This is a genomic window from Streptomyces sp. NPDC045695 (genome assembly GCF_056432025.1).
The window spans coordinates 1-21,892 of sequence record NZ_JBWKJU010000020.1 but is presented as its reverse complement, the minus strand read 5'-3'; the positions used below and the strand labels follow the sequence as shown (position 1 = coordinate 21,892).

The following is a 21,892-nucleotide window of genomic DNA, read 5'->3' as shown; positions in this document are numbered from 1 at the left end:
TCAATTCGCGTTGAACGACCAGAAGACCCCGACCTCGTCCGCGGACACCGCGATCAGGCCGAGATCCATCATGTAGCCGGTGAAGGGGTGGCCGCCTTCGAGGTCCCGCGCCAGGAAGTCGGGCGCGTCGGAGCCACGGGCGAGATCGGAGGAGGTCCAGAACACCGCATCGGGACCGAACCGGCCCAGCAGGGTCCGGGCGTCCGCGAGCACCGCGTCGCGGTCCTCCCGGGACCGGATTGGAGAGCCCTCGAAGAACCACTCCTGCGCGAGCGAGGCGAGCAGCTCGACGGCAGCACCGGCCGTGATCGGCCGGAGGCCGGCGCGGAGGTCCTCGGCGGTCATCGCACGGAACGGGTGGGAGCGGAAGCCGGCCTCCCGTCCCTCCTTGAACGTCTCCGGGTCCAGGGCGAACCAGCCCCGTGGATCGGCGACCGACCGCTCCAAGACGGCGAGGACATCTTCGGCCCAGTCCTCGTGCAGCCGGGGACCGCTCCTGGCAAAGGTGAAGACGTCCTCCAGGAGCCGTAGCAGCGCGGCTTCCCAGCTGACGGCCTCGGTGGGTTGCGTCGGCATGGATTCTTCCTCGCAGGCCTCAGATGTCGCCGAATGCCCAGAACAGCCCGACCTCGGTGCCGGAGACCACGACCAGGCCGCAGTCCTCCCCGTAGAAGGTCATCGGCGTCCAGCCCACGGGTTTTCCTCCGAAGTCCAGCGTGCCAATGTGCCCGATGGAGCTGACGTTGGTGTGACAGGTGAACGCGTCCCCGTAGCGGGCGAGGATGGTGCGGGCCAGGTCCTGAAGCTCGTCGAAGCTCTCACTGAACCTTGCGACGTTCCGTAGGGTGCAGCCGTCCTCGGTGAGTGCGAGCAGGAGGTTCTCGGCGCTCGCGCGGTCGATCTCCTGCATCCGTTCCCCGATGTCGGCCGGGGTGAGGGGGCGGGACGGATCGTCCCTGAAGGACGGGCGGCAGAACGGGAAGGCGGGCGGTTCCGTAGACCGTTCGTTCGCGAGGGGGTCGAGCCCCGCCCAGCCGCGCGGGTCGGGGACGGCGCGTTCCATGACGGCGAGCACGTCGGCCCGCCAGTCCTCGTGCTTGCGCGGACCGGTGGCGATGAAGGCGAACCCGTCCTCGTACAGGTGCTGTACCGCGGATTCCCAGGATTCCTGGTCAGTGGGCATTTTCGAAGGGCCTTTCTCACAAAGCGCTGGGCATGGACGTCATGACGGTGAACGGAGGATTGCGGCTGCTGTCGTACTTGATCCTCGTGTCGATGCCCTTCACGTCGACCGCCTTGGCGTTCATGCCTCCCTGCTTGTATCCGGACAGCGGATCGGTGTCGTCGGTCAGCTTCCTGCTCACACTGCGGCCGCTGACCTCGCCATTGGGCGCTGGCGCCAGGAAGGGCTGTACTTTGCCCTCGGCCGGTGGCGGCGGACCCTTGATCCATGCCTCGATCGCCGCAGCGTTGTAGTTGAGGTTGTATTCGGTGAGTTCCTGCGCCCGCTTGTAGTTCGGGAAGGCCGAGGAGCCGCTCAGCTTCGGCTTGCCGTGCGGCCAGGCCTGGGTCGGGCCGTTCTCCTGCTGGTCGCGCAGGCGCTGCGCCAGCTGCTGGTCCGTCTTGCCGACGTGCTTGTCCAGTGTGTGGCCGTCGTTCATGTACTCGTTGGCCGCCAGGTCCAGCGTGTACTTGCCGGTGGCCGAGTCGATCTTCAGCCAGGTCTGCGAGGTGCTCTTGAAGTCTTCCAGGGAGCGGGCGCCGAACCCGTGCGCGCGGGCGACGCCGGCCTCGAACTTCGGGGCGCTCATGTGCGCTTCGTTCAGGACACCCTCAAGCGCGTTCATGCGCGTGGTGAGGCCGTCCACGATGCCGGTGTACTTGTCCACGATCCGGTTCAGCTTGGGCTGGTCCAGCTTCAGGACCGTGTTGACGTCGAACTTCAGCAGCATTCCGGTGACCCCGCCGACGCCGCTGGCCACGCTGGTGACCGCGCCGACGATGCTCTTGACGCTCGGCTTGTCCTTGGCCTTCTCCAAGTCCTCGATGATGCTCATGGCGGCCTTCTTCATCGCCCGCTTGAGCTCTTCGAAGACGTCGTGGTTGAGCTCGACGGCGGCTTCCGCGTACTCGCGCAGGCAGTCGCTGATCTTGATCGCCACGTCGTTCAGGACGGTCATCACCGGCTGACTGCCCGTGGCCACCTTGGAGCCGTGCGGGCCCGTGGTGTGCGCCCACTGGTAGCCGTGCCGGGACGGACCGGACTGACCCCAGTCCGTCGCGCCCCACAGCGCGCTGCAGAACGTCCGCATGGCGGATTCCCAGTCGGCCTTCTGGTGGTTGGTGATGGTGCCGATGATCCTCGTCAGCTCCCCTGCCGTGTTGCCCGGGACGACCGAGGCGTTCATCCAGCTGTGGCAGTGCGAGTTGAGGTAGTGCTGCTGCGGGAAGGGGTGTACGTCCGCCACCTTGCCGACACGGAAGATGTTCTTCGCGACGGGCTGCAGGACGTCCCGGACGATCTCCGGTATGCCCTCCATGGCACCGCGGATCAGGTCGTCGCCACCGTCGTCGTCCCCCCACTTGATGTCGGGGACGCTGGCGAACTTGGGGTCCTTGTCGATGACCGTCGGCAGCGGGCGTTGCTCCGGGGCCTGCCCGGGCTTGGGGTGGGCCGCCGCGTCGGCCTTCGTGTAGGCGTTGGCGGTCTCCGTGAAGCCGACGGCGACACCGCCGATGCTGACCACGCTCTTGCCCAGCACCTCCAGCCAGCGGTTGCCTATCTTCTTGTAGGCCTGCGCGAACTGCTCGGCGCTGGTGCCCGCCCCACCGGCGTCCGGGTACTTCTGCAGCTCCTGCACGAGCGTGTTCCCACCACGCATCATGGGATCCTGCTGACCCGCGACCTGTCCGGAGACGGTCCACAGGCTCGACGGCTTGACGTCGATGTTGCCGCTCCCGGCGGGCGGCTGCGCCGGGCCGGGGCCCGGGGTGGGTCCGGCCATCAGGCGCCGCCTCCCCAGCCCTGGAGCACGGACCTGTTCGCCGCGGCGTAGTTGAGGTGCCCCTTGACCACGACCTCGTGCAGCCACGCCTGCGCCGCTTTGAGGTCCTGGGCCGAGCGGTCCCACTTGTCCAGCTCGTCGATGAAGGCCTCGCGGGCCTCGCCGTCCCAGCTCAGCACGGCCTTCTTGGCCCGCCCGTACAGCAGGTCCAGCTTCTCGTTGAGGTCCTTGAGGATCTCCTCCAGGTCCCCCGACAGGCGCTGCAGGGTGGCGAAGTCAACGGTAATCCGGTCGTCTTCCGACATGGTGGTGCTGATCCCCCTGCTCTCAGATGTCCTGCAGTCGACTGTGCGGAGCCGCTGGCGCCTGGTCCGGCACGGTCAACTCCTCGGCGGCCGCCGCCACGTCCTCCCGGCTCTGCACGCGCTTGAACGCGGCCAGGACCTCAAGCTCCTGGGCCGTGAAGCCGTCACGCGAAGCCCTGGTCGCCCGTTCCAGGAGGGAGAGCACCTGCCGGATCCGCACGGCGTCCTCGGCGGCCCCCCGGTGCAGGGCGCGGTACGCGGTGGCCGTGGGCCCTTGCCAGCCCGCCGCGATGCTGTCGACCACCCGGTCCATGTTCCGGATCTGGCGCTCCAGATGGCCCTGCATCTCATCGAGGTCGTCCGCGAGCTTGGTGAGGCCGTCCTCCGAGACCCTGAGATCGCCGTCCTGCATGTCCACCTCTCTTCGGCGCTGGCGTGCCAAGTACGCACGTACGCCTACGAGGTTCGCAGGGCATCGAGCCGGACACCTGAGTACGCGCACTCATGTTCGGGCTCTTCTCGCGGAGTTCACTGGACCCATGACCCCGGACACCACACGGCACCGGCGCGCCTTCGTCGCGCCGCTCGTCTCCACCCTGCTCACGCTGCCGATGGCGGCCGTCGCGTTCTTCTTCGTCGGGCTGTCCCCGATGGCCTGCGACTCGTGCAACGGCGCCGCGAGCGACCGTTTCGACGCCTCCTACGAGGTCGCCTTCCCCGTCTTCGGGAGCGGCCTGCTGGCCGTCCTGGTCCTGCTGATCGCCGCGTGGGGCCTGCCCTGGCAGCGGCGCCACGCCGCCGCCAGGGTGTGGCTGGCCGTCATCGCCCCGGCGGCGGTCGTCCTCGACGTCCTCGTCTTCCACGGCCTCGTCGACTGGCCGTAGAGGGGATCAGGCGTTGCGCAGCCAGCCCGCGACCTCGGTCGCCCAGTACGTGAGGATCGTGTCGGCGCCCGCGCGCTTGATGCCCAGCAGGGTCTCCAGGATGGCCCGGTCCCGCTCGATCCAGCCCTTCTCCGCCGCCGCCTCGATCATCGCGAACTCGCCGCTGATCTGGTACGCCGCCACCGGTACGTCCACGGCCTGCGCGACCCGGTACAGGATGTCGAGGTAGGGCCCGGCCGGCTTGACCATCACCATGTCGGCGCCCTCCTCCAGGTCGAGGGCCAGCTCCCGCAGGGACTCCCGGGCGTTCGCCGGGTCCTGCTGGTACGTCTTGCGGTCGCCCTGGAGCGAAGAGGCGATGGCCTCCCGGAAGGGCCCGTAGAAGGCGGACGAGTACTTGGCGGTGTACGCCAAGATGGACACGTCCTCGTGCCCGGTCTCGTCCAGCGCGTCACGGATGACTCCGACCTGGCCGTCCATCATCCCGCTGGGCCCGACCACGTGGACGCCCGCGTCGGCCTGGACCTGGGCCATCTCCGCGTACCGCTCCAGCGTGGCGTCGTTGTCCACGCGCCCGTGCTCGTCCAGGACGCCGCAGTGCCCGTGGTCGGTGTACTCGTCCAGGCACAGGTCGGACATGATCACCAGATCGTCCCCCACCTCGGCCCTCACGTCGCGGATCGCGACCTGGAGGATCCCGTCCGGCTCCGTACCCGCCGTCCCCCGCGCGTCCTTGTTCTCGTCGGCCGGAACGCCGAACAGCATGATCCCCGCGACCCCCGCCTCGACCGCCTCCACGGCGGCCTTGCGCAGCGTGTCCCGCGTGTGCTGGACGACGCCCGGCATCGCGGAGATCGCCAGGGGCTCGCTGATGCCCTCCCGCACGAAGGCCGGGAGGATCAGGTCCGAGGGATGCAGCCGGTTCTCCGCGACCATCCGCCGCATCGCCGGGGTGGTCCGCAGCCGCCGGGGCCGCGAGCCGGGGAAGGATCCGTACGCGCTCATTCGTCAGTCGCCTCTTCGAACATCGAGAACAGTCCCAACCAGCCTAGGCCCCCGCCGCCCGCGTTCGGCCGATACAGACCGAAGCCGCCCGGGGCCGGGTGAGTGCCGGGGTGACCCCGCAGGGCGCCGAACACACCACCGCCGCACCCCCCGACCCCCCGCCACGTTCGGCGCCCGAGGAGACACCCCGGCGCGCGCCCGGCCCCACCACAACCGCCCCCCGGCCCGGACCACCGCGCCACCGCCACCGCCACCGGAACGAAGGGCGGGGCCCGGCGCACCCGCACCGAACCCCGCCCTCGCACCGCTCAGCCCGCACCGCTCACCCCGTACGCCAGCGGCAGCGGCAGCGCCAGCGGCACCGCCCACCGCTAGGTGGTACGACGCCGCCGCGCCCCCGGCCGCCGCTCGCTCGGCCGGAACACCGTCTCGCCGGCCTCCTTGGCCGCCTCGCGGCGCGCCGCACCGTACTCGGCCAGCGCCTCCGCCAGCTTCGACACCGACGGCTCCGGCGACAGCACGTCGACCCGCAGCCCGTGCTCCTCCGCCGTCTTGGCCGTCGCCGGCCCGATACAGGCGATGACGGTCACGTTGTGCGGCTTGCCGGCGATGCCGACCAGGTTCCGCACGGTCGAGGACGACGTGAACAGCACGGCGTCGAACCCGCCGCCCTTGATCGCCTCGCGCGTGTCCGCCGGCGGCGGCGACGCCCGCACGGTCCGGTAGGCCGTGACGTCGTCGACCTCCCACCCGAGCTCGATCAGCCCGGCGACCAGCGTCTCGGTCGCGATGTCGGCGCGCGGCAGGAACACGCGGTCGATCGGGTCGAAGACCGGGTCGTACGGCGGCCAGTCCTCCAGCAGTCCGGCCGCGGACTGCTCCCCGCTCGGCACCAGGTCCGGCTTCACGCCGAACTCCACGAGCGCGGCCGCGGTCTGCTCGCCCACCGCGGCGACCTTGATCCCGGCGAAGGCACGCGCGTCGAGCCCGTACTCCTCGAACTTCTCACGGACGGCCTTCACCGCGTTCACGCTGGTGAAAGCGATCCACTCGTAGCGGCCCGTCACCAGGCCCTTCACCGCGCGCTCCATCTGCTGCGGGGTGCGCGGCGGCTCCACGGCGATCGTCGGCACCTCGTGCGGCACCGCGCCGTAGGAACGCAGCTGGTCGGAGAGCGAGGCGGCCTGCTCCTTGGTACGCGGTACGAGCACCCGCCACCCGAACAGCGGCTTCGACTCGAACCAGGACAGGTCCTCGCGCCGCGCGGCGGCGCTGTGCTCACCGACCACGGCTATGACCGGCCGGGCGCCTTCGGGCGAGGGGAGCACCTTGCCCTGCTTGAACACCTGGGCGATGGTGCCCAGCGTCGCGGACCAGGTCCGCTGGCGCGTGGTGGTACCGGCGACCGTCACCGTCAGCGGGGTGTCGGGCTTGCGCCCGGCGCCCACCAGCTCGGCCGCGGCGGCCGAGACCGTCTCCAGCGTGGCGGAGACGACGAGGATGCCGTCGCTCGCGCCCACCTCGCTCCAGCAGCGCGCCGAGGCGTTCTTCGCGTCGACGAACCGCACGTCCGCGCCCTGCTTGTCGCGCAGCGGGACACCGGCGTACGCGGGTACGCCCACCGCGGTGGCGACACCCGGCACCACCTCGAAGGGGATGCCGGCGGAGGCGCAGACGAGCATCTCCTCGGCAGCGTTGCCGTCGAGCCCGGGGTCGCCCGTGACGGCACGCACGACCCGCCTGCCGGAGCGTGCGGCCTCCATGACAAGATTGGCCGCGTCCCGGATCACCGGGACCCCGGCGGCTGCTGACGCTTCGTCAGCAACCGTCAGCTGCGGCGTGTCTACTCCCGCGCGCGCATGCGTCCGTACGACTTCGAGCACCTCGGGCTCCGCGATCAGTACGTCCGCGGCGGCGAGAGCCTCGACGGCGCGCAGCGTCAGCAGACCCGGGTCGCCCGGGCCGGCACCGAGGAAGGTGACGCGTCCGTGGGTGGCGACCGCCGGAAAAGCGGAGGTGGTCGGACTTGAGGGGTTCAAAGCGATCGCTCCCCCATCAGACCGGCCGCGCCCTTGGCCAGCATCTCGTCCGCGAGTTCGCGGCCGAGCGCCATGGCCTCGTCGTACGACTGGGGCACGGGACCGGTGGTGGACAGCTGCACGAGCGTGGTGCCGTCGAGGGTTCCGACGACGCCGCGCAGGCGCATTTCATTGACAGTCTGTCCGTCGTCCAAAAGATCGGCGAACGCCCCTACGGGTGCGCTGCAGCCGGCCTCCAAGGCGGCGAGCAGGGAACGCTCGGCGGTCACGGCGGCCCGGGTGTCGGGGTCGTCGAGTGCGCCGAGCGCGGCGATGAGGTCCGTATCGGACGCGAGGCACTCCACGGCGAGAGCACCCTGGCCGGGAGCCGGCAGCACGCTGTCGACGGACAGCAGGTCCGTCGCCTCGTCGCCGCGGCCGATCCGGTTCAGCCCGGCGGCCGCCAGCACCACGGCGTCGAGCTCGCCGTTGTGTACGTAACCGATCCGGGTGTCGACGTTGCCGCGGATCGGCACCGTCTCGATCCGCTTGCCCAGGGACAGCGCCAGGTGGTTGAGCTGCGCCGCCCGGCGGGGCGAACCAGTACCGATCCGGGACCCGTCGGGCAGCTGCTCGAAGGTCAGGCCGTCCCGCGCGACGAGCGCGTCCCGGGGGTCCTCGCGCAGCGGCATGGCCGCGATCACGAGGTCGTCGGGCTGGGCCGTCGGCAGGTCCTTGAGCGAGTGCACGGCGAAGTCGACCTCGCCGCGCAGCAGCGCTTCGCGCAGGGCTGTGACGAACACGCCCGTCCCGCCGATCTGCGCGAGGTGCTCGCGCGAGACGTCGCCGTAGGTCGTGATCTCCACGAGCTCGACGGGTCGGCCGGTGACCGCCCGTACCGCGTCGGCGACGTGGCCCGACTGGGACATGGCCAGCTTGCTCCGCCGCGTACCGAGCCGCAGCGGCTGGTCGGGACGTGTGTTCATGATGCCCGTCCTGGGTCGTCGTCGTTCATCGGATCGGCCGCGTCCGCCCGGCTGACGGCAGCAACCGTCTGAGGGTCGAGGTCGAAGAGTTCGCGCAGTGCGTCCGCGTACCCGGCGCCGCCGGGCTCGCTCGCGAGCTGCTTCACGCGCACGGTCGGCGCGTGGAGGAGTTTGTCGACGACGCGGCGCACGGTCTGGGTGACCTCGGCCCGCTGCCGCTCGTCGAGGTCGGGGACCCGGCCGTCGAGCCGCGCCACCTCCATGGCCACCACCTCGGCCGCCATGGCCCGCAGGGCGACGACGGTGGGCGTGATGTGCGCGGCCCGCTGGGCCGCACCGAAGGCGGCCACTTCCTCGGCGACGATGCCGCGTACGGCGTCGACGTCGGCGGCCATCGGCGCGTCGGCGGACGCCTCGGCCAGGCTCTCGATGTCCACCAGCCGCACGCCGGGGATCCGGTGCACGGCGGCGTCGATGTCGCGGGGCATGGCCAGGTCGAGCAGGGCCAGCCGTACGGCGGACCCGTCGGCCTGCGTACGGGTGCTGCGCCGGGGCTGCCGCTGAGCGGCGGCCTCACCCTGATCGGCCCAGGTCCCGTGCAGTTCGAGCGAGTTGGCGTCCACCCCGGTCAGCGCGGCCCGCCCGTCGGGCCCGACGGGGCACCCGTCGGCCTCGACCGGAGTGGCGATGGTCCGCGCGGCCCCGGCGTCGGCCAGCCGCCCGCCGTCCCGCGCGGCCGCGACCAGCTTGGCCACGACCGCGGAATCCGGCAGATCCAGCCCCGCCGGGGGCACATCCAGCCCCGCCGGCGTTTGAGGCGCGGGGTCTGGGGCAGCGCCCCAGGACACGGCGGCCAGCACGTCATCGGCGGTCAGCACCAGCCCGGTCGCACCCGTGCAGGACACGACCACGTCGACTCGCGCCAGCTCATCCGCCACCGAAGCCATCGGCACCGCGGAAGCCTTCACCCCGGTGCCCGAGGCAACCAGAATCTCGGCGAGCCGCTCCGCCCGGTCGGCGGTCCGGTTGGCCACGACGATCTCGGCGACACCGACCCGCGCCAGCGTCGCCGCGGCCAGCGAGGACATCGAGCCGGCACCGATGACCAGCGCCCTCTTGCCGGCCGCCCACTCCCCCACCGGGAGGTGGACGGCGAGCTGCTCCAGCCCGAAGGTCACCAGCGACTGGCCCGCCCGGTCGATCCCGGTCTCCGAGTGCGCCCGCTTGCCGACCCGCAGCGCCTGCTGGAACAAGTCGTTGATCAGCCGGCCGGCGGTGTGCAGCTCCTGCCCCAGCGCCAGCGCGTCCTTGATCTGGCCGAGGATCTGCCCCTCGCCCACGACCATCGAGTCCAGGCCGCACGCCACCGAGAACAGGTGGTGCACCGCCCGGTCCTCGTAGTGCACGTACAGATACGGAGTGAGCTCTTCCAGAGCCACCCCGCTGTGCTGTGCCAGCAGCGTGGACAGCTCGGCCACACCGGCGTGGAACTTGTCCACGTCGGCGTACAGCTCGATCCGGTTGCACGTGGCGAGCACCGCCGCCTCCGTCGCCGGCTCGGCGGCGAGGGTGTCGTGCAGCAGCTTGACCTTGGCATCGGCGGACAGCGAGGCGCGCTCCAGCACGCTCACGGGTGCGCTGCGATGGCTCAGCCCTACGACGAGCAGACTCATGCCGGCATCACCGCCGGCACGTCGCCCTCGGGGCCGCCCTTGCGCGCCTCGGCGGCACCCCGTCCGGCCGGCGGCACCACGGCCGCGGCCGGTGCGGCGCCGCCCACGGAGGAGCCGCCGACGGCAGCGGCGGCGGCCGCTTCCTCGCCGGCCTTGCGCTGCTCGTGGAACGCGAGGATCTGGAGCTCGATCGACAGGTCGACCTTGCGCACGTCGACGCCGTCCGGCACGGACAGCACCGTCGGCGCGAAGTTCAGGATGGAGGTGACACCGGCCGCGATCAGCCGCTCGCTGACCTGCTGCGCCGCACCGGCCGGCGTCGCGATGACGCCGATCGAGACGCCGTTCTCCTCGATGATCTTCTCCAGGTCATCGGTGTGCTGCACCGGGATCCCGGCGACCGGCTTGCCCGCCATCGCGGGGTCGGCGTCGATCAGCGCGGCCACGCGGAAGCCGCGCGACGCGAAGCCGCCGTAATTGGCGAGCGCGGCGCCGAGGTTGCCGATGCCGACGATGACGACCGGCCAGTCCTGGGTCAGGCCGAGCTCACGGGAGATCTGGTAGACGAGGTACTCGACGTCGTAGCCGACGCCGCGGGTGCCGTACGAACCCAGGTACGAGAAGTCCTTGCGCAGCTTCGCGGAGTTCACTCCGGCGGCGGCCGCGAGCTCCTCGGAGGACACCGTGGGCACCGATCGCTCGGAGAGCGCGGTGAGGGCACGCAAGTACAGCGGAAGCCGGGCGACAGTGGCCTCGGGAATACCTCGGCTGCGGGTCGCCGGTCGGTGAGTTCGGCCAGTTGCCACGATGCTCCTGCGGGATGAGCGGGGCTGCAGGCGGCCTCGTGTCGCAGGACCGCCCCGTCGACAGCAGGCTATGCCTTTGTGAACGCGTGCACAAAGATTGTGTCCGTTTTGTCCGTGCAAAGTGACCGGGGTCACGCAACCTCGCCGCGCAAACCGGGAACCGGCGGGACGCCGAACCCGTTCAAATCCCAAAGGGGGCAAACCCGCGCACACTCGTCACAGATACGCCCCCAGACCCCACAAATCGCCCATGACGGTAACCGCGAGGACGGTCAGCCGACCAGCGCGCGCCGCAGCCGCTCCGGGTTCACCCGCCAGAAGGTGTGCTGTTCGCCATCCACCAGCACCACCGGAATCTGCTCCCAGTACAGCCGGTAGAGCTCCTCGTCCTGAGAAATGTCCTTCTTCTCCCACTGCGCACCCGTCTCGGCGCAGACACGCGCCACGACCTCCTCGGCCTCGTCGCACAGATGGCACCCCGGCTTGCCGATGAGGGTCACCATCCGGTCGCCGGGACGCTTCTTTTCCTTGCGGCGCAACAAAGGGCTCATGGCTCCATTCTCCCGAAGTGTTAACGCCTCCGTTTCCCCGCGGTTCGGGAACTCCCGAACACAGTGGCTATGCTCGCGTCATGGCCGCTCTGGGATGGCTCACCCCCCGTAGGCGCTCCGCCACCGCGCGCAGCGTGCTGGCAGGCGAGGCCTCTGCGGAGGCCGCCCGCAAGACCGCTCTCACCGGAGCCCCACCGCTCTCGCAGCCCGAGGCGGAAGCCGCGGCCGAGGCCGCGCAGCCCGCGCAAGCGGCACCTGCGGAGCCCGAGTTCCCGGTGGCGGGCGACCACCTCGCCGCCGCCTTCTTCGACCTCGACAACACCGTGATGCAGGGCGCCGCGATCTTCCACTTCGGCCGCGGCCTCTACAAGCGCGAGTTCTTCCAGCGCCGCGAGCTCGCCCGATTCGCCTGGCAGCAGGCCTGGTTCCGGCTCGCCGGGGTCGAGGACCCCGAGCACATGCAGGACGCCCGCGACAGCGCCCTGTCCATCGTCAAGGGCCACAAGGTCTGCGAACTGATGGCCATCGGCGAGGAGATCTACGACGAGTACATGGCCGAGCGGATCTGGCCGGGTACCCGCGCCCTGGCCCAGGCCCACCTCGACGCCGGCCAGAAGGTGTGGCTGGTCACCGCCGCCCCCGTCGAGACGGCCACGATCATCGCCCGCCGGCTGGGACTGACCGGGGCCCTGGGCACCGTCGCCGAGTCCGTCGACGGGGTCTACACCGGCCGCCTGGTCGGCGAGCCGCTGCACGGGCCCGCCAAGGCCGAGGCGGTCCGCGCGCTGGCCGCCGCCGAGGGCCTGGACCTCGCGCGCTGCGCCGCGTACAGCGATTCGCACAACGACATCCCGATGCTGTCGCTGGTCGGACATCCGTACGCGATCAATCCCGACACAAAACTGCGCAAGCATGCCCGGAGCAACGACTGGCGGCTGCGCGACTATCGGACCGGTCGAAAGGCCGTGAAGGTCGGCGTTCCGGCCGCCGCCGGGGTCGGCGCGATCGCGGGCGGCGCGGCCGCCGCCATCGCCCTGCACCGCCGCCGCAGGTAACAACGCCAGGCCCGGGCCCTTCTCCGCCCGGCCCCACGGGCATTCGCTCACTTCTACCCGCGCCCCGGGCGTGGCACTCCGCCCTGCCCGACTCGGTCGTGAGCCCTCTTCGAAGCGTCCATTCCGCGCATCCAAGTGATCAAGAATCGATCACCAACAGCGACCGAATATGCCCTCGACACGCAACAGAAGTGTCGGAACCGGTGATTTGAGCAACTGGGTGTAGCGCTGCCTGTACGAAGCGTTATTCTCCTCAAACGCATGCCTCCGGTCATCTGTCGCCACGATGGGTGAACGGTCCCGCACTGCACGTGATGGAAGCTCTGCCTCTGGGAGTCCCGTGTACCCACCTGTCGGGGTTGACGCCTCGGGCCTGGCTACGCTGCGCGCAACGGTCCTCGACCACCTGCGTGGCTTCGTCCCCACCGCGTACGCCGTCCCCGCCTTCGCCGCCGCGGTACCTGCCGGCCTCGGCCCGGCCGGCCCTTGCTATGCCCTGACCGACGGCGGAGCGACCGTGGGCAGACGAGGCCGCACGTCCGGGGGATCGACCGGCGCCGCCGGCACGAGCACCCAGGCCACGCCCACCCCACGCCGCCCCACGGCGGACAGCGACCAGGCCCGCATGATGGACCTGGTCGAACGCGCCCAGGCGGGCGAGGCCGAGGCCTTCGGCCGCCTGTACGACCAGTACAGCGACACGGTCTACCGCTACATCTACTACCGCGTCGGCGGCAAGGCGACGGCGGAGGATCTCACCAGCGAGACCTTCCTGCGCGCACTGCGCCGCATCTCCACCTTCACCTGGCAGGGCCGTGACTTCGGCGCCTGGCTCGTGACGATCGCCCGCAACCTGGTGGCGGACCACTTCAAGTCCAGCCGCTTCCGGCTGGAGGTCACCACCGGCGAGATGCTCGACGCGAACGAGGTCGAGCGCAGCCCCGAGGACTCCGTCCTGGAGTCCCTCTCCAACGCGGCCCTGCTGGAGGCCGTACGGAAACTCAATCCGCAGCAGCAGGAGTGCGTGACCCTGCGCTTCCTGCAGGGCCTCTCGGTGGCCGAGACGGCCAGGGTGATGGGGAAGAACGAGGGCGCCATCAAGACGCTCCAGTACCGGGCGGTCCGCACGCTGGCCCGCCTCCTCCCCGACGACGCCCGCTGACGGCCCCCGGACACGACACCACCCCTTACACACGGTGACTCCTCGATGACGCTGTGGTCCGATCATCCTTCGTCCGTAACCCAAGTGCCGCGACGCTCGTTGTGCGGAATGCAGGCTCCCTTTGGACACGCCCCACCCGAAGCCGCTCACCCGAATGGGTGGATGCGCTCAAGGAAGGCAACCTTCCGGACACCTTGGGGAGTCGATCGTCATGACGAGAGGAGGTGCCGCCAGTGATCGCGAACGTGACCCCGCACCGGCGGGCGAACGCCTTCGCCCAGGCCCTGGAGGATCGGACCCCGTCCGACCTTCCAGAACCGGACCCGGCGGCCGAGCAGTCCGAGGCACCTGCCGAACCTGCCGACCACGACCGGTTGTTGGCCCTGGCGAGCGTGCTCGGCGAAAGAATGCCGCGCCCAGCCCTGGACCCCGAGGTCAAAGTGGTGCAGCGAGCCCAGCTCGTTGCCGCCATGGAGGCCATGGTGCTGGAGGAGAGGGCGGGGGGCGGTGCCGCCTCGGACCCTCTGGTGCCCGAACAGCGGACCGGCCGCGGCGCCCACCGGGCGACCCCGCTCCGGAAATTGCGGCCCCGCTCCCGCTGGTCCAAGGGCATCGCAGCGGGCGGCCTCACCGTGGGTGTGGCGGCGGGGGCCTTCAGCGGAGTGGCCGCTGCCAGTTCCGACGCCCTTCCCGGTGACCACCTCTACCCCGTGAAACGGGGCATGGAGGACCTGAAGCTCGGCATGGCCGACGAGGATTCGGACCGGGGCGAGCTCTATCTCGACCAGGCCTCGAACCGCCTGTCCGAGGCCCGCAGGCTGATGGAGCGGGGCCGGACGGGCGTCCTGGACCACGAGTCCCTGGGCGAGATCCGCCGCGCCCTGGCGGCCGTGAAGCACGACGCGCAGGAGGGCCACCGGCTCCTCCAGGCCGCGTACGAGCGGGACGGCTCGCTCAGCCCGATCCAGAAGCTGTCGTCGTTCTCCCGCTCCCACCGCGACGCCTGGGGCAAGCTCCGCGAGAAGCTCCCGGCGCAGCTCACGGACGTGGGCGGTCAGGTGGAGTCAGTCTTCCAGGCCATAGACGAAGACGTGGCGCCGCTCCAGAGCCTGCTCCCGAAGCCTCCGGAGCAGACCCGCGGTACCAGCTCGTCCGGGCCCTCCGCCAAGCCGGGCACACCCAGCGGCAAGCAGCATTCCGCCCCTGCGGCGGGTGCCCCCTCCGGCAGCCCGGCGCCGGCGCCCTCGGGCAGCACCACGCCCCCGGCCGGCGGCCTCCTGGGCGGTACGGGCGACCTGCTGAACCCGCCTGCGGGCCAGTCCGCCCCGCCCTCCCCGGGCACCGCGGACGCCCCCCAGCCGGACATCACCCTCCCGCCGCTCCTCCCAGGCCTCCTCCCGGGCCTGGGCCTGAACGCGGAGGACGCAGGGCAGTAGGAACGAAGGCAGGAGCACCGAGGGGGCCGCGCACGGCGCGGCCCCCTCGGCAGTTCCAGGCGCGGGGTCCGGACAGCGCCCCGCACTCCACGGTCAGAAGAAGACCGACCGCCGCTGCACCAGCAGCTTGTACAGCGTGTGCTGGATCTGCTCCCGCACCTGATCCGTCAGGTTGAACATCAGCATCGGATCCTCCGCCGCCTCCGCCGCATACCCGTCCGTCGGGATCGGTTCACCGAACTGGATCGTCCACTTCGTCGGCAGCGGCAGCACCCCCAGCGGCCCCAGCCACGGAAACGTCGGCGTGAGCGGGAAGTACGGGATCCCCAGCAGCCGCGCCAGCGTCTTCGCGTTGCCGACCATCGGGTATATCTCCTCCGCGCCCACGATGGAGCACGGCACGATGGGCACGCCCGCCCGCAGCGCCGTCGAGACGAACCCGCCCCGCCCGAACCGCTGGAGCTTGTACCGGTCCCCGAACGGCTTCCCCAGCCCCTTGAAGCCCTCCGGCATGACACCGACCAACTCGCCGGACTCCAGCAACCGCTGCGCGTCCTCCGCGCAGGCCAGCGTGTGGCCCGCCTTGCGCGCCAGCTCGTTCACCACCGGCAGCATGAACACCAGGTCCGCCGCCAGCAGCCGCAGGTGCCGCTGCGCCGGGTGGTGATCGTGGACGGCGACCTGCATCATCAGCCCGTCCAGGGGCAGCGTCCCCGAGTGGTTGGCGACGATCAGCGCGCCACCCTCCTTGGGGACGTTCTCGATGCCCTTGACCTCGACCCGGAAGTACTTGTCGAACAGCGGCCGCATCAAGGACATCAGGACCTGGTCCGTCAGTTCCTTGTCGTAGCCGAACTCGTCGACCTCGTACTCCCCGGTGACCCGGCGCCGCAGGAACGCCAGCCCGCCGGCGATCCGCTTGTCCCACCCGTCGCCGCCCCGGGCCGGGACGGGAGCGGCCGGCTCCACCGCCTCCACCGGATCGGGCTCGGGCGCCTGCGCGGGCACCGCCCGCACCCGCCGTCCCGCCGCCCGCCGGCGCGGCCGGTCCTCGTCGAACGGAATGACCTTGGCGTCCGCCACTATCGCTTCGCTCCTTCAGCCTCGTCGCCGTCGCTACCGGGTCCGTCCGCACGGCGCCCGTCGACATCGAGCATGGCGGCCACCCGGTCAACAGCCTGCCCGACCCGCTCAGGTGGCAGCAGACCGCTCCCCCGGCTGCGCGCGAAGTCCGCGAACGCCTCGACGGTCGTGTACATGGGTGAGAAGCCGAGGACCTCGCGCATCTGCGTCGTCTCCACGACCCTGCCGTGCGTGAGGAGCCTTATCTGCTCCGGCGAGAAGTCGGTGGCCCCCACCGCCCGCAGCGCCTGCCCGACCCACGTCACCGCGGGCAGCAGCAGCGGCAGCGTCGGCCGGCCCAGCCGCCGCGCGCACTGCGACAGCAGCAGCACTCCGTCACCGGCGATGTTGAAGGTCCCACTGTTCAGCGTCCCCGGCTCCGGCGCCCGCGCCGCCAGCCGCAGCACGTCGAGCACGTCGTCCTCGTGGACGAACTGGAGCCGCGGGTCGTAGCCCAGCACGGTCGGCATCACGGGCATCGAGAAGTACTCGGCGAGCGCCGAGTCCGCGAAGGGCCCCAGGATGTTCGCGAAGCGCAGCACGCACACCGCGACATCGGGCCGCCGGCGCGCGAAGCCCCGTACGTACCCCTCGACCTCGGTGGCGTCCTTGGCGAAGCCGCCCGCCGGCAGCGATTTGGGCTGCGTGGTCTCGGTGAAGACGGCCGGGTCCCGGGAGGTGCCCCCGTACACGCTCGTACTGGACTTCACCACGAGCCGTCGTACCGTCGGCGATTTCTGGCAGGCCCCGAGGAGCTGCATCGTCCCGATGACGTTCGTTTCCTTGACGACGCTGTGACCGCCGCCCACTCCCGCACTGCCCCCGGTGACCGCCAGGTGCACCACCGTGTCCACGGCGTGCTCGGCGAGAACACGGGCGATGGCCGACTGCCTGATGTCCGTACGGACGAACTCCGCGGACCCGAGCCGGTGCGGCGGTGTCACCGCGTCCACCGCGATCACCCGCTCGACCTCCGGGTCGCGCTGGATCCGGCGCACGAAGCGGCCGCCCAGCTGCCGGGCGGCCCCGGTGACGAGTACGACCTTGCCCACGAGCTCAGCGCCTTCCTCGAAGAAGTCCCCCGGCTGCACCGCAGCCCCCCCACCAGCATGGTGGAGGGGCTGCGGAAAACACGTACAGCTGCCGTTTACTTCTTGTTACGGCGCTGGACGCGGGTGCGCTTGAGCAGCTTGCGGTGCTTCTTCTTGGCCATCCGCTTGCGCCGCTTCTTGATAACAGAGCCCACGACTACCCTCGCTCACTTCTTCTTCACTGGTGCGGGGCGTCTGGGCCCACACGACCTACGTCGGCCTAGCCTACCCGCCCGAGCTCTGAGGCCGTAATCCGAGTGCCTCCCCGGAGTTACGAGGGCATCCGCAGCTGTCAGTCTCAGGCCGACTCCACCCCCACATAGGACTCTCGGAGGTACTCGTGAACCGCGTTCTCGGGGACCCGGAAGGACCGGCCCACCCGGATTGCGGGCAGATGACCGTTGTGCACCAGGCGGTACACGGTCATCTTCGACACTCGCATCACCGAGGCAACCTCCGCCACGGTCAGGAACTGAACCTCACTGAGAGGCCTCTCGCCAGCAGCCATGACACACCTTGACCTTCCGCGCATGACGGGCACCGGCTTCCCCTCCGGTTACTCCTCGTCGTCGCACGCTCACTCCCCAGAGTAGGGGCGCGTGATACGAGTGGGGAAGAGGAGCTACGGCCACTCCTGCCGACCCGTCAGACTCGCCCGCCCGAGCACGTACCGGGCGAGGGGCCGGTAGTAGTCCGCGCGCACCGCGTCATCAAGCGGAACAGCCACCGAGACCTGCCCCTCGGCCTCACCGACGAAGAGCGCGGGATCGTCCGTGTCCGCGAGCCCGATCGCCTCCACACCGAGCTGACCTGCGCCGCAGACCCACCCGTGGTCCCCCACCACCAGTTCCGGCAGCGGCTCGCCGGCTTCCGCGAGCGCGCCCAGCGCGATCCGAACCGGCAGCGGCGAATGGGTGTGCACGCCGGTGGCACTCCCCGGCGGCCGCACGCCGGGTTCCCGCACCAGTGCGACCCCCCGTACGTACGCGATGCGATGCGTGCGTACGCCGAACCGGGTCGCAATGTCGACACGCGCCCCCTGCGCCGGAGTGAGGACAACACATCCCGCCGCCGACATCGCCGCGGCCAAACCTGCGTAGAAGTCCAGGAGCCGATGGGGGTGCCCGGTCCCGAACAGCACCGGTAAACGCGCCCGCGCCACCTCGCGCAGCCGCCCCGCGAAGGCCTCCAGCGCCGCCACCGTCCGCTCGGGGTCGATCACGTCCGGCCCGCTGACGTGCGCGGGGTCCGCCGAGACCCCGCACTTCTGCGCCATCAGCCTCAGCAGATCACCCTCGCCCCAGCACCACTCCGGATCGAGCCCCAGCATCACCCGCGGGTCGCGCGCCGCGAACAACCGGTAACTGCGCAGGCTCTCCTCCCGGGAGGTGGCGACGGGCCCGGCCAACCGGGCGGCCAGCAGATGCGCACGCAGCGCGCCGGTGCTCAACACCCTCCGATGCTGCCGCACCCCACCTGCCGGGGCAGCAATTCCACCGAACAGCCCCGCACTTGGCGTAACGATGCTTCAGCGGTGACCTGCGCCGCTTCAGGTCAGCATGCCGCGCAGCGGGAACACCGCCCGCCGGGTGGCCAGTACGGCCTGATCCGTACGGTCGGCCGGGTCGTAACCCGCCTCCCAGTCCCGCCACGACGGCGTCCGCCCGTCCGTCATCCGGGCCGGAGCCAGCTGACGCGTCCGCGCGTACACCTCGTCGCGCCACTCGGCGGGGACCGGCGCCAGCGGATCCACCGGCCGGTGCGCCGCGATCCCCACCAGGTGCGTCCACGACCGCGGTACCACGTCCACCACCGCGTACCCGCCGCCGCCCAGAGCGAGCCACCGCCCGTCCGCGTAGGTGTGCGCCAGCTCGTGACAGGCCTCCTGGACGGCCCGCTGGGCGTCCAGGGAGACCGCCAGGTGCGCCAGCGGGTCCTCGAAATGCGTATCGGCCCCGTGCTGCGTCACCAGCACCTGCGGCCGGAAGTCCGCCAACAGCTCCGGCACCACCGCGTGGAAGGCCCGCAGCCACCCCTCGTCCCCGGTCCCGGCGGGCAGCGCGACGTTCACCGCCGACCCCTCGGCCGCCGGACCACCGGTCTCCTGCGGCCAGCCCGTCTGGGGGAACAGCGTCCGCGGATGCTCGTGCACCGAGACCGTCAGCACCCGGGGATCGTCCCAGAACGCCGCCTGCACTCCGTCGCCGTGGTGGACGTCCACGTCCACGTACGCCACCCGCTCGGCCCCCAGCTCCAGCAGCCGCGCCACGGCCAGCGCCGCGTCGTTGTAGACGCAGAACCCGGACGCCCCGCCCGGCATGGCGTGATGCAGCCCGCCGGCGAAGTTCACGGCGTGCTCCGCCTCACCGCGCCAGACGGCCTCGGCCCCCGCCACGGACTGCCCGGCGATCAGCGCGGACGCCTCGTGCATCCCGCGGAAGGCCGGATCGTCCACGGTCCCCAGCCCGTAGGACCCGTCGGCGGTCCCCGGGTCGGCGGACACCTCGCGCACCGCGGCGACGTAGTCCTCCCGGTGGACGAGCCGGAGCGTCGAGTCCCCCGCTCCACGGGCCGCCCGTACCTCCATCGCCCGGTCCAGCCCGAAGGCGCGCACCAGGCCCATGGTCAGCGCCAGGCGCACCGGGTCCATCGGATGGCTCGGTCCGAAGTCATACCTCGTTACCGCCTCGTCCCACATCAACAACCCGCGGCCGCTCATGCCCGACACCGTATCGGGCCGCCTGCGGTCCGAACGAGCGGGCATGGAACAGCGTGACCAGGACCAGGACCATCGGCACGAGCATCGCGCCGCGGTAGCTCCAGGCGTCACCGATCCCGCCGACGAGCGGCGACCCGATCAGGAAGCCCACGTAGTTGAAGATGTTGAGCCGGGCGATCGCCGTGTCGCAGGCCGCGCCGGGAAAGACCCGCCCGGCGGCCGCGAAGGTCTGCGGCACGATCACGCACAACCCGATCCCCAGCAGGGTGAAGCCGAACATCCCCACCCACGCCCCCGGTGCGGCCGCCACCACGGCGAACCCGCCCGCCGCGACCACCGACCCGCCCCGCACCACGGCGGCGGCACCGAACCGGCGCACCCCGAGATCGCCGACGGCCCGCCCGATGAGGGTGGTCACCATGTAGACGTTGTACGGCACGGTCGCCAGCTGCTCCGAACTCCCCAGCACGTCCTGGAGGTACTTCGCACTCCAGTTCGCGACGGTCGAGTCCCCGATGTACGCGCACGCCATCACCAGACACAGCGGCAGCAGCAGCTTGAACCCGCCGGGCCCCAGCCCCTTCCCGGCCACCGCATCGTGCTCCCGCTGGTCGACGTACCGGCGACTGGCCAGCAGCACGAGGGGCGCCAGTACGGCCACGGCCGGCAGATAGGAGACGAACAGCCCCAGATGCCAGTGCGCCCCCGCCCAGGCGGCCGACGCCCCGACGATCCCGCCGAGGCTGTACGCGGCGTGGAAGCCGAGCATGATGCTGCGCCCGTACGCACGCTGCAGGCTGACCCCGAGCATGTTCATCGAGGCGTCCAGCGCCCCGACGGCAAGCCCGAACGCGCCCAGAGCCAGCCCCACCTGCCACATCCGGCTGCCGGCCCCCACCCCCAGCAACGACAGCAGCACCAGCGGCTGAGCCCACCTCAGCACCACACTGGGAGGAACCCGCTTCACGACGTGCTCGGTGGCCACGCTCGCCACGCCCGCGAGGATCGGCACGGCGGCGAGGAACGCGGGCAGCAGCGCGTCGGATATCCCGTACCGGTCCTGGATGCCCGGGATGCGGGTCACGAGGAGCGCGAAGGCCACACCCTGCGCGAAGAAGCTGAACCCCAGGGCGCCGCGCCCGCGCCGTAGCCGCACATCGTCCGTCATGGCGGCACAGCGTAAGGCCGCGGACTACCCGTGGGTAGAGAGATCACATACCCAGTCCGGCTTCCAGGCCCAGCAGCGCGGTCAGCTGCTTCATGTCCCCGAAGTGCCCGGTGGCGCCGGGGAGCCGGCCGGCGGGCAGCACCGCGGTGAAGGCGTACACGTCCATGCCCGCGGCCGCGGCGGCCTCGATGCCCAGCGGGCTCTCCTCGACCGCCACACAGCGGGCGGGCTCCACCCCCATCCGCCGGGCCGCATGCAGGTACAGATCGGGAGCCGGCTTGCCCTGACCCACGTCCTGCGCGCTGAAGATCCACTCCTCCTCGAACCACCCGTCGAGCCCCGCCGCCCGGTGGCCGACGCGGATCCGCTCATGACTCGCCGAGGACACCAGGCAGTACCCGATCCCACTGGCCGTCAGCGCCCCCAGCACCTCCTCCACCCCGGGGACGGGCCGCAGCTCCTGCTCGAACGCTGCGCAGGTCCGCGCGTCCAGCTGCGCCTCGAAGTCGTCGGGCAACCGCTCCCCGGTCCGCTCCAGGACGAGTTCGCGCACCCGGGGCACGGCGGCCCCCAGGTAGTCACGGAGCGACTCCTCGGACGTGGTGGGGTGACCCAGCTCGGTCAGGTAGGCGGCGAGGATGCTGTTGGCGAGCGGCTCGCTGTCCACCAGCACGCCGTCGTTGTCGAAGATGACGAGGTCGTAGCCCATGACCCAACCCTACGAGCCGTCAGCTCGGCTCTCCGGCAGCCGCGTGCTGGTGATCGGCTGAACATCGGCGATCGCGCGCGGTTCCCGAGCGGGCAGACGCATGGCCCGTAAACGCAGAAAAGCCCCGCACCGAACCCGTAAGGGCTGGTGCGGGGCTTCCGCAATGATTGTTCGGCGGCGTCCTACTCTCCCACAGG

23 protein-coding genes are annotated in these 21,892 nt (G+C 71.0%); 4 read left to right on the top strand and 19 right to left on the bottom strand.

Annotated features, from left to right (window positions below; translation table 11 throughout):
* Genes AC07DU_RS27140 through AC07DU_RS27120 form a run of 5 tightly spaced genes read right to left on the bottom strand, consistent with a single transcriptional unit; the run spans position 1 to position 3,722 of the window.
* Positions 1-576 (bottom strand): hypothetical protein, encoded by a 576-nt coding sequence (locus tag AC07DU_RS27140; RefSeq protein ID WP_479114169.1) that lies wholly within the window; start codon positions 574-576, stop codon positions 1-3.
* Positions 577-595: 19 nt separating this feature from the next.
* Complete coding sequence (locus AC07DU_RS27135; RefSeq protein ID WP_479114167.1) at positions 596-1,183, bottom strand: hypothetical protein; 588 nt, start codon at positions 1,181-1,183, stop codon at positions 596-598.
* Positions 1,184-1,199: 16 nt separating this feature from the next.
* Positions 1,200-3,005 (bottom strand): RNase A-like domain-containing protein, encoded by a 1,806-nt coding sequence (locus AC07DU_RS27130; protein WP_479114165.1) that lies wholly within the window; start codon positions 3,003-3,005, stop codon positions 1,200-1,202.
* Positions 3,005-3,310, bottom strand: a complete 306-nt coding sequence (locus AC07DU_RS27125) for a WXG100 family type VII secretion target (protein WP_479114163.1) — start codon at positions 3,308-3,310, stop codon at positions 3,005-3,007. The genes AC07DU_RS27130 and AC07DU_RS27125 overlap by 1 nt, the downstream gene beginning before the upstream one ends.
* Positions 3,311-3,332: 22 nt before the next feature.
* Positions 3,333-3,722: a WXG100 family type VII secretion target gene (locus tag AC07DU_RS27120; RefSeq protein WP_479114161.1), complete on the bottom strand. Its 390-nt coding sequence runs from the start codon at positions 3,720-3,722 to the stop codon at positions 3,333-3,335.
* Positions 3,723-3,849: 127 nt separating this feature from the next.
* Here AC07DU_RS27120 and AC07DU_RS27115 point away from each other — a divergent pair, with 127 nt between their 5' ends.
* Complete coding sequence (locus tag AC07DU_RS27115; RefSeq protein ID WP_360901313.1) at positions 3,850-4,194, top strand: hypothetical protein; 345 nt, start codon at positions 3,850-3,852, stop codon at positions 4,192-4,194.
* Between the two features lie 6 nt (positions 4,195-4,200).
* Here the strand turns inward: AC07DU_RS27115 and hemB are convergent, their stop codons facing one another.
* From hemB to AC07DU_RS27085, 6 genes are all read right to left on the bottom strand, one after another.
* On the bottom strand, positions 4,201-5,199 hold the full coding sequence (hemB, locus tag AC07DU_RS27110) for a porphobilinogen synthase (protein ID WP_479025996.1): 999 nt from the start codon (positions 5,197-5,199) through the stop codon (positions 4,201-4,203).
* Positions 5,200-5,570: 371 nt separating this feature from the next.
* Complete coding sequence (locus tag AC07DU_RS27105; RefSeq protein WP_360901318.1) at positions 5,571-7,238, bottom strand: bifunctional uroporphyrinogen-III C-methyltransferase/uroporphyrinogen-III synthase; 1,668 nt, start codon at positions 7,236-7,238, stop codon at positions 5,571-5,573.
* Positions 7,235-8,203 (bottom strand): hydroxymethylbilane synthase, encoded by a 969-nt coding sequence (hemC, locus tag AC07DU_RS27100; RefSeq protein ID WP_360901321.1) that lies wholly within the window; start codon positions 8,201-8,203, stop codon positions 7,235-7,237. Before hemC ends, AC07DU_RS27105 begins: the two co-directional genes overlap by 4 nt.
* Positions 8,200-9,876: a glutamyl-tRNA reductase gene (locus AC07DU_RS27095; RefSeq protein ID WP_479114158.1), complete on the bottom strand. Its 1,677-nt coding sequence runs from the start codon at positions 9,874-9,876 to the stop codon at positions 8,200-8,202. The genes hemC and AC07DU_RS27095 overlap by 4 nt, the downstream gene beginning before the upstream one ends.
* A complete protein-coding gene (locus AC07DU_RS27090; RefSeq protein WP_360901327.1) occupies positions 9,873-10,682 on the bottom strand; it encodes a redox-sensing transcriptional repressor Rex in 810 nt (269 codons plus the stop codon). Before AC07DU_RS27090 ends, AC07DU_RS27095 begins: the two co-directional genes overlap by 4 nt.
* 272 nt (positions 10,683-10,954) lie before the next feature.
* Entirely contained in the window at positions 10,955-11,233 is a 279-nt protein-coding gene (locus tag AC07DU_RS27085; RefSeq protein ID WP_479114156.1) for a glutaredoxin family protein, read from the bottom strand.
* 80 nt (positions 11,234-11,313) lie between these two features.
* On the opposite strand from AC07DU_RS27085, the gene AC07DU_RS27080 reads away from it, so the two are divergent.
* From AC07DU_RS27080 to AC07DU_RS27070, 3 genes are all read left to right on the top strand, one after another.
* Complete coding sequence (locus tag AC07DU_RS27080) at positions 11,314-12,288, top strand: HAD family hydrolase (protein WP_479114154.1); 975 nt, start codon at positions 11,314-11,316, stop codon at positions 12,286-12,288.
* A gap of 340 nt (positions 12,289-12,628) precedes the next feature.
* A complete protein-coding gene (locus AC07DU_RS27075; RefSeq protein WP_361947983.1) occupies positions 12,629-13,450 on the top strand; it encodes an ECF subfamily RNA polymerase sigma factor, BldN family in 822 nt (273 codons plus the stop codon).
* Between the two features lie 233 nt (positions 13,451-13,683).
* Positions 13,684-14,886: a DUF5667 domain-containing protein gene (locus AC07DU_RS27070; RefSeq protein ID WP_479114152.1), complete on the top strand. Its 1,203-nt coding sequence runs from the start codon at positions 13,684-13,686 to the stop codon at positions 14,884-14,886.
* A gap of 93 nt (positions 14,887-14,979) precedes the next feature.
* On the opposite strand, the gene AC07DU_RS27065 is transcribed toward AC07DU_RS27070, so the two are convergent.
* The 8 genes from AC07DU_RS27065 to AC07DU_RS27030 form a co-directional block, all read right to left on the bottom strand.
* Complete coding sequence (locus tag AC07DU_RS27065) at positions 14,980-15,969, bottom strand: lysophospholipid acyltransferase family protein (RefSeq protein ID WP_360901342.1); 990 nt, start codon at positions 15,967-15,969, stop codon at positions 14,980-14,982.
* Positions 15,969-17,060 (bottom strand): NAD-dependent epimerase/dehydratase family protein, encoded by a 1,092-nt coding sequence (locus AC07DU_RS27060; protein WP_479114279.1) that lies wholly within the window; start codon positions 17,058-17,060, stop codon positions 15,969-15,971. Before AC07DU_RS27060 ends, AC07DU_RS27065 begins: the two co-directional genes overlap by 1 nt.
* A 95-nt stretch (positions 17,061-17,155) precedes the next feature.
* Positions 17,156-17,254 carry a 30S ribosomal protein bS22 gene (locus AC07DU_RS27055; protein ID WP_003948845.1) on the bottom strand — a complete coding sequence of 33 codons (99 nt, stop codon included), beginning with the start codon at positions 17,252-17,254 and terminating at the stop codon, positions 17,156-17,158.
* A 143-nt stretch (positions 17,255-17,397) separates the two neighbouring features.
* Positions 17,398-17,607, bottom strand: a complete 210-nt coding sequence (locus AC07DU_RS27050; protein ID WP_008738568.1) for a helix-turn-helix domain-containing protein — start codon at positions 17,605-17,607, stop codon at positions 17,398-17,400.
* A 114-nt stretch (positions 17,608-17,721) separates the two neighbouring features.
* Positions 17,722-18,552, bottom strand: a complete 831-nt coding sequence (locus AC07DU_RS27045; protein ID WP_479114150.1) for a phosphatase — start codon at positions 18,550-18,552, stop codon at positions 17,722-17,724.
* Between the two features lie 96 nt (positions 18,553-18,648).
* Positions 18,649-19,818 (bottom strand): acetoin utilization protein AcuC, encoded by a 1,170-nt coding sequence (locus AC07DU_RS27040; protein ID WP_479114148.1) that lies wholly within the window; start codon positions 19,816-19,818, stop codon positions 18,649-18,651.
* A complete protein-coding gene (locus AC07DU_RS27035) occupies positions 19,769-20,986 on the bottom strand; it encodes an MFS transporter (protein WP_479114146.1) in 1,218 nt (405 codons plus the stop codon). Before AC07DU_RS27035 ends, AC07DU_RS27040 begins: the two co-directional genes overlap by 50 nt.
* A gap of 43 nt (positions 20,987-21,029) precedes the next feature.
* Entirely contained in the window at positions 21,030-21,695 is a 666-nt protein-coding gene (locus AC07DU_RS27030; RefSeq protein WP_479114144.1) for an HAD family hydrolase, read from the bottom strand.
* Between the last annotated feature and the right edge of the window lie 197 nt (positions 21,696-21,892).

What these genes read in the sequence shown, in the direction of transcription:
- AC07DU_RS27140 (WP_479114169.1), bottom strand. Translation starts at nt 576, where the DNA reads ATGCCGACGCAACCCACCGAGGCCGTCAGCTGGGAAGCCGCGCTGCTA.
- AC07DU_RS27135 (WP_479114167.1), bottom strand. Translation starts at nt 1,183, where the DNA reads ATGCCCACTGACCAGGAATCCTGGGAATCCGCGGTACAGCACCTGTAC.
- AC07DU_RS27130 (WP_479114165.1), bottom strand. Translation starts at nt 3,005, where the DNA reads ATGGCCGGACCCACCCCGGGCCCCGGCCCGGCGCAGCCGCCCGCCGGG.
- AC07DU_RS27125 (WP_479114163.1), bottom strand. Translation starts at nt 3,310, where the DNA reads ATGTCGGAAGACGACCGGATTACCGTTGACTTCGCCACCCTGCAGCGC.
- AC07DU_RS27120 (WP_479114161.1), bottom strand. Translation starts at nt 3,722, where the DNA reads ATGCAGGACGGCGATCTCAGGGTCTCGGAGGACGGCCTCACCAAGCTC.
- AC07DU_RS27115 (WP_360901313.1), top strand. Translation starts at nt 3,850, where the DNA reads ATGACCCCGGACACCACACGGCACCGGCGCGCCTTCGTCGCGCCGCTC.
- hemB (WP_479025996.1), bottom strand. Translation starts at nt 5,199, where the DNA reads ATGAGCGCGTACGGATCCTTCCCCGGCTCGCGGCCCCGGCGGCTGCGG.
- hemC (WP_360901321.1), bottom strand. Translation starts at nt 8,203, where the DNA reads ATGAACACACGTCCCGACCAGCCGCTGCGGCTCGGTACGCGGCGGAGC.
- AC07DU_RS27095 (WP_479114158.1), bottom strand. Translation starts at nt 9,876, where the DNA reads ATGAGTCTGCTCGTCGTAGGGCTGAGCCATCGCAGCGCACCCGTGAGC.
- AC07DU_RS27085 (WP_479114156.1), bottom strand. Translation starts at nt 11,233, where the DNA reads ATGAGCCCTTTGTTGCGCCGCAAGGAAAAGAAGCGTCCCGGCGACCGG.
- AC07DU_RS27080 (WP_479114154.1), top strand. Translation starts at nt 11,314, where the DNA reads ATGGCCGCTCTGGGATGGCTCACCCCCCGTAGGCGCTCCGCCACCGCG.
- AC07DU_RS27050 (WP_008738568.1), bottom strand. Translation starts at nt 17,607, where the DNA reads ATGGCTGCTGGCGAGAGGCCTCTCAGTGAGGTTCAGTTCCTGACCGTG.
- AC07DU_RS27040 (WP_479114148.1), bottom strand. Translation starts at nt 19,818, where the DNA reads ATGAGCGGCCGCGGGTTGTTGATGTGGGACGAGGCGGTAACGAGGTAT.
- AC07DU_RS27035 (WP_479114146.1), bottom strand. Translation starts at nt 20,986, where the DNA reads ATGACGGACGATGTGCGGCTACGGCGCGGGCGCGGCGCCCTGGGGTTC.
- AC07DU_RS27030 (WP_479114144.1), bottom strand. Translation starts at nt 21,695, where the DNA reads ATGGGCTACGACCTCGTCATCTTCGACAACGACGGCGTGCTGGTGGAC.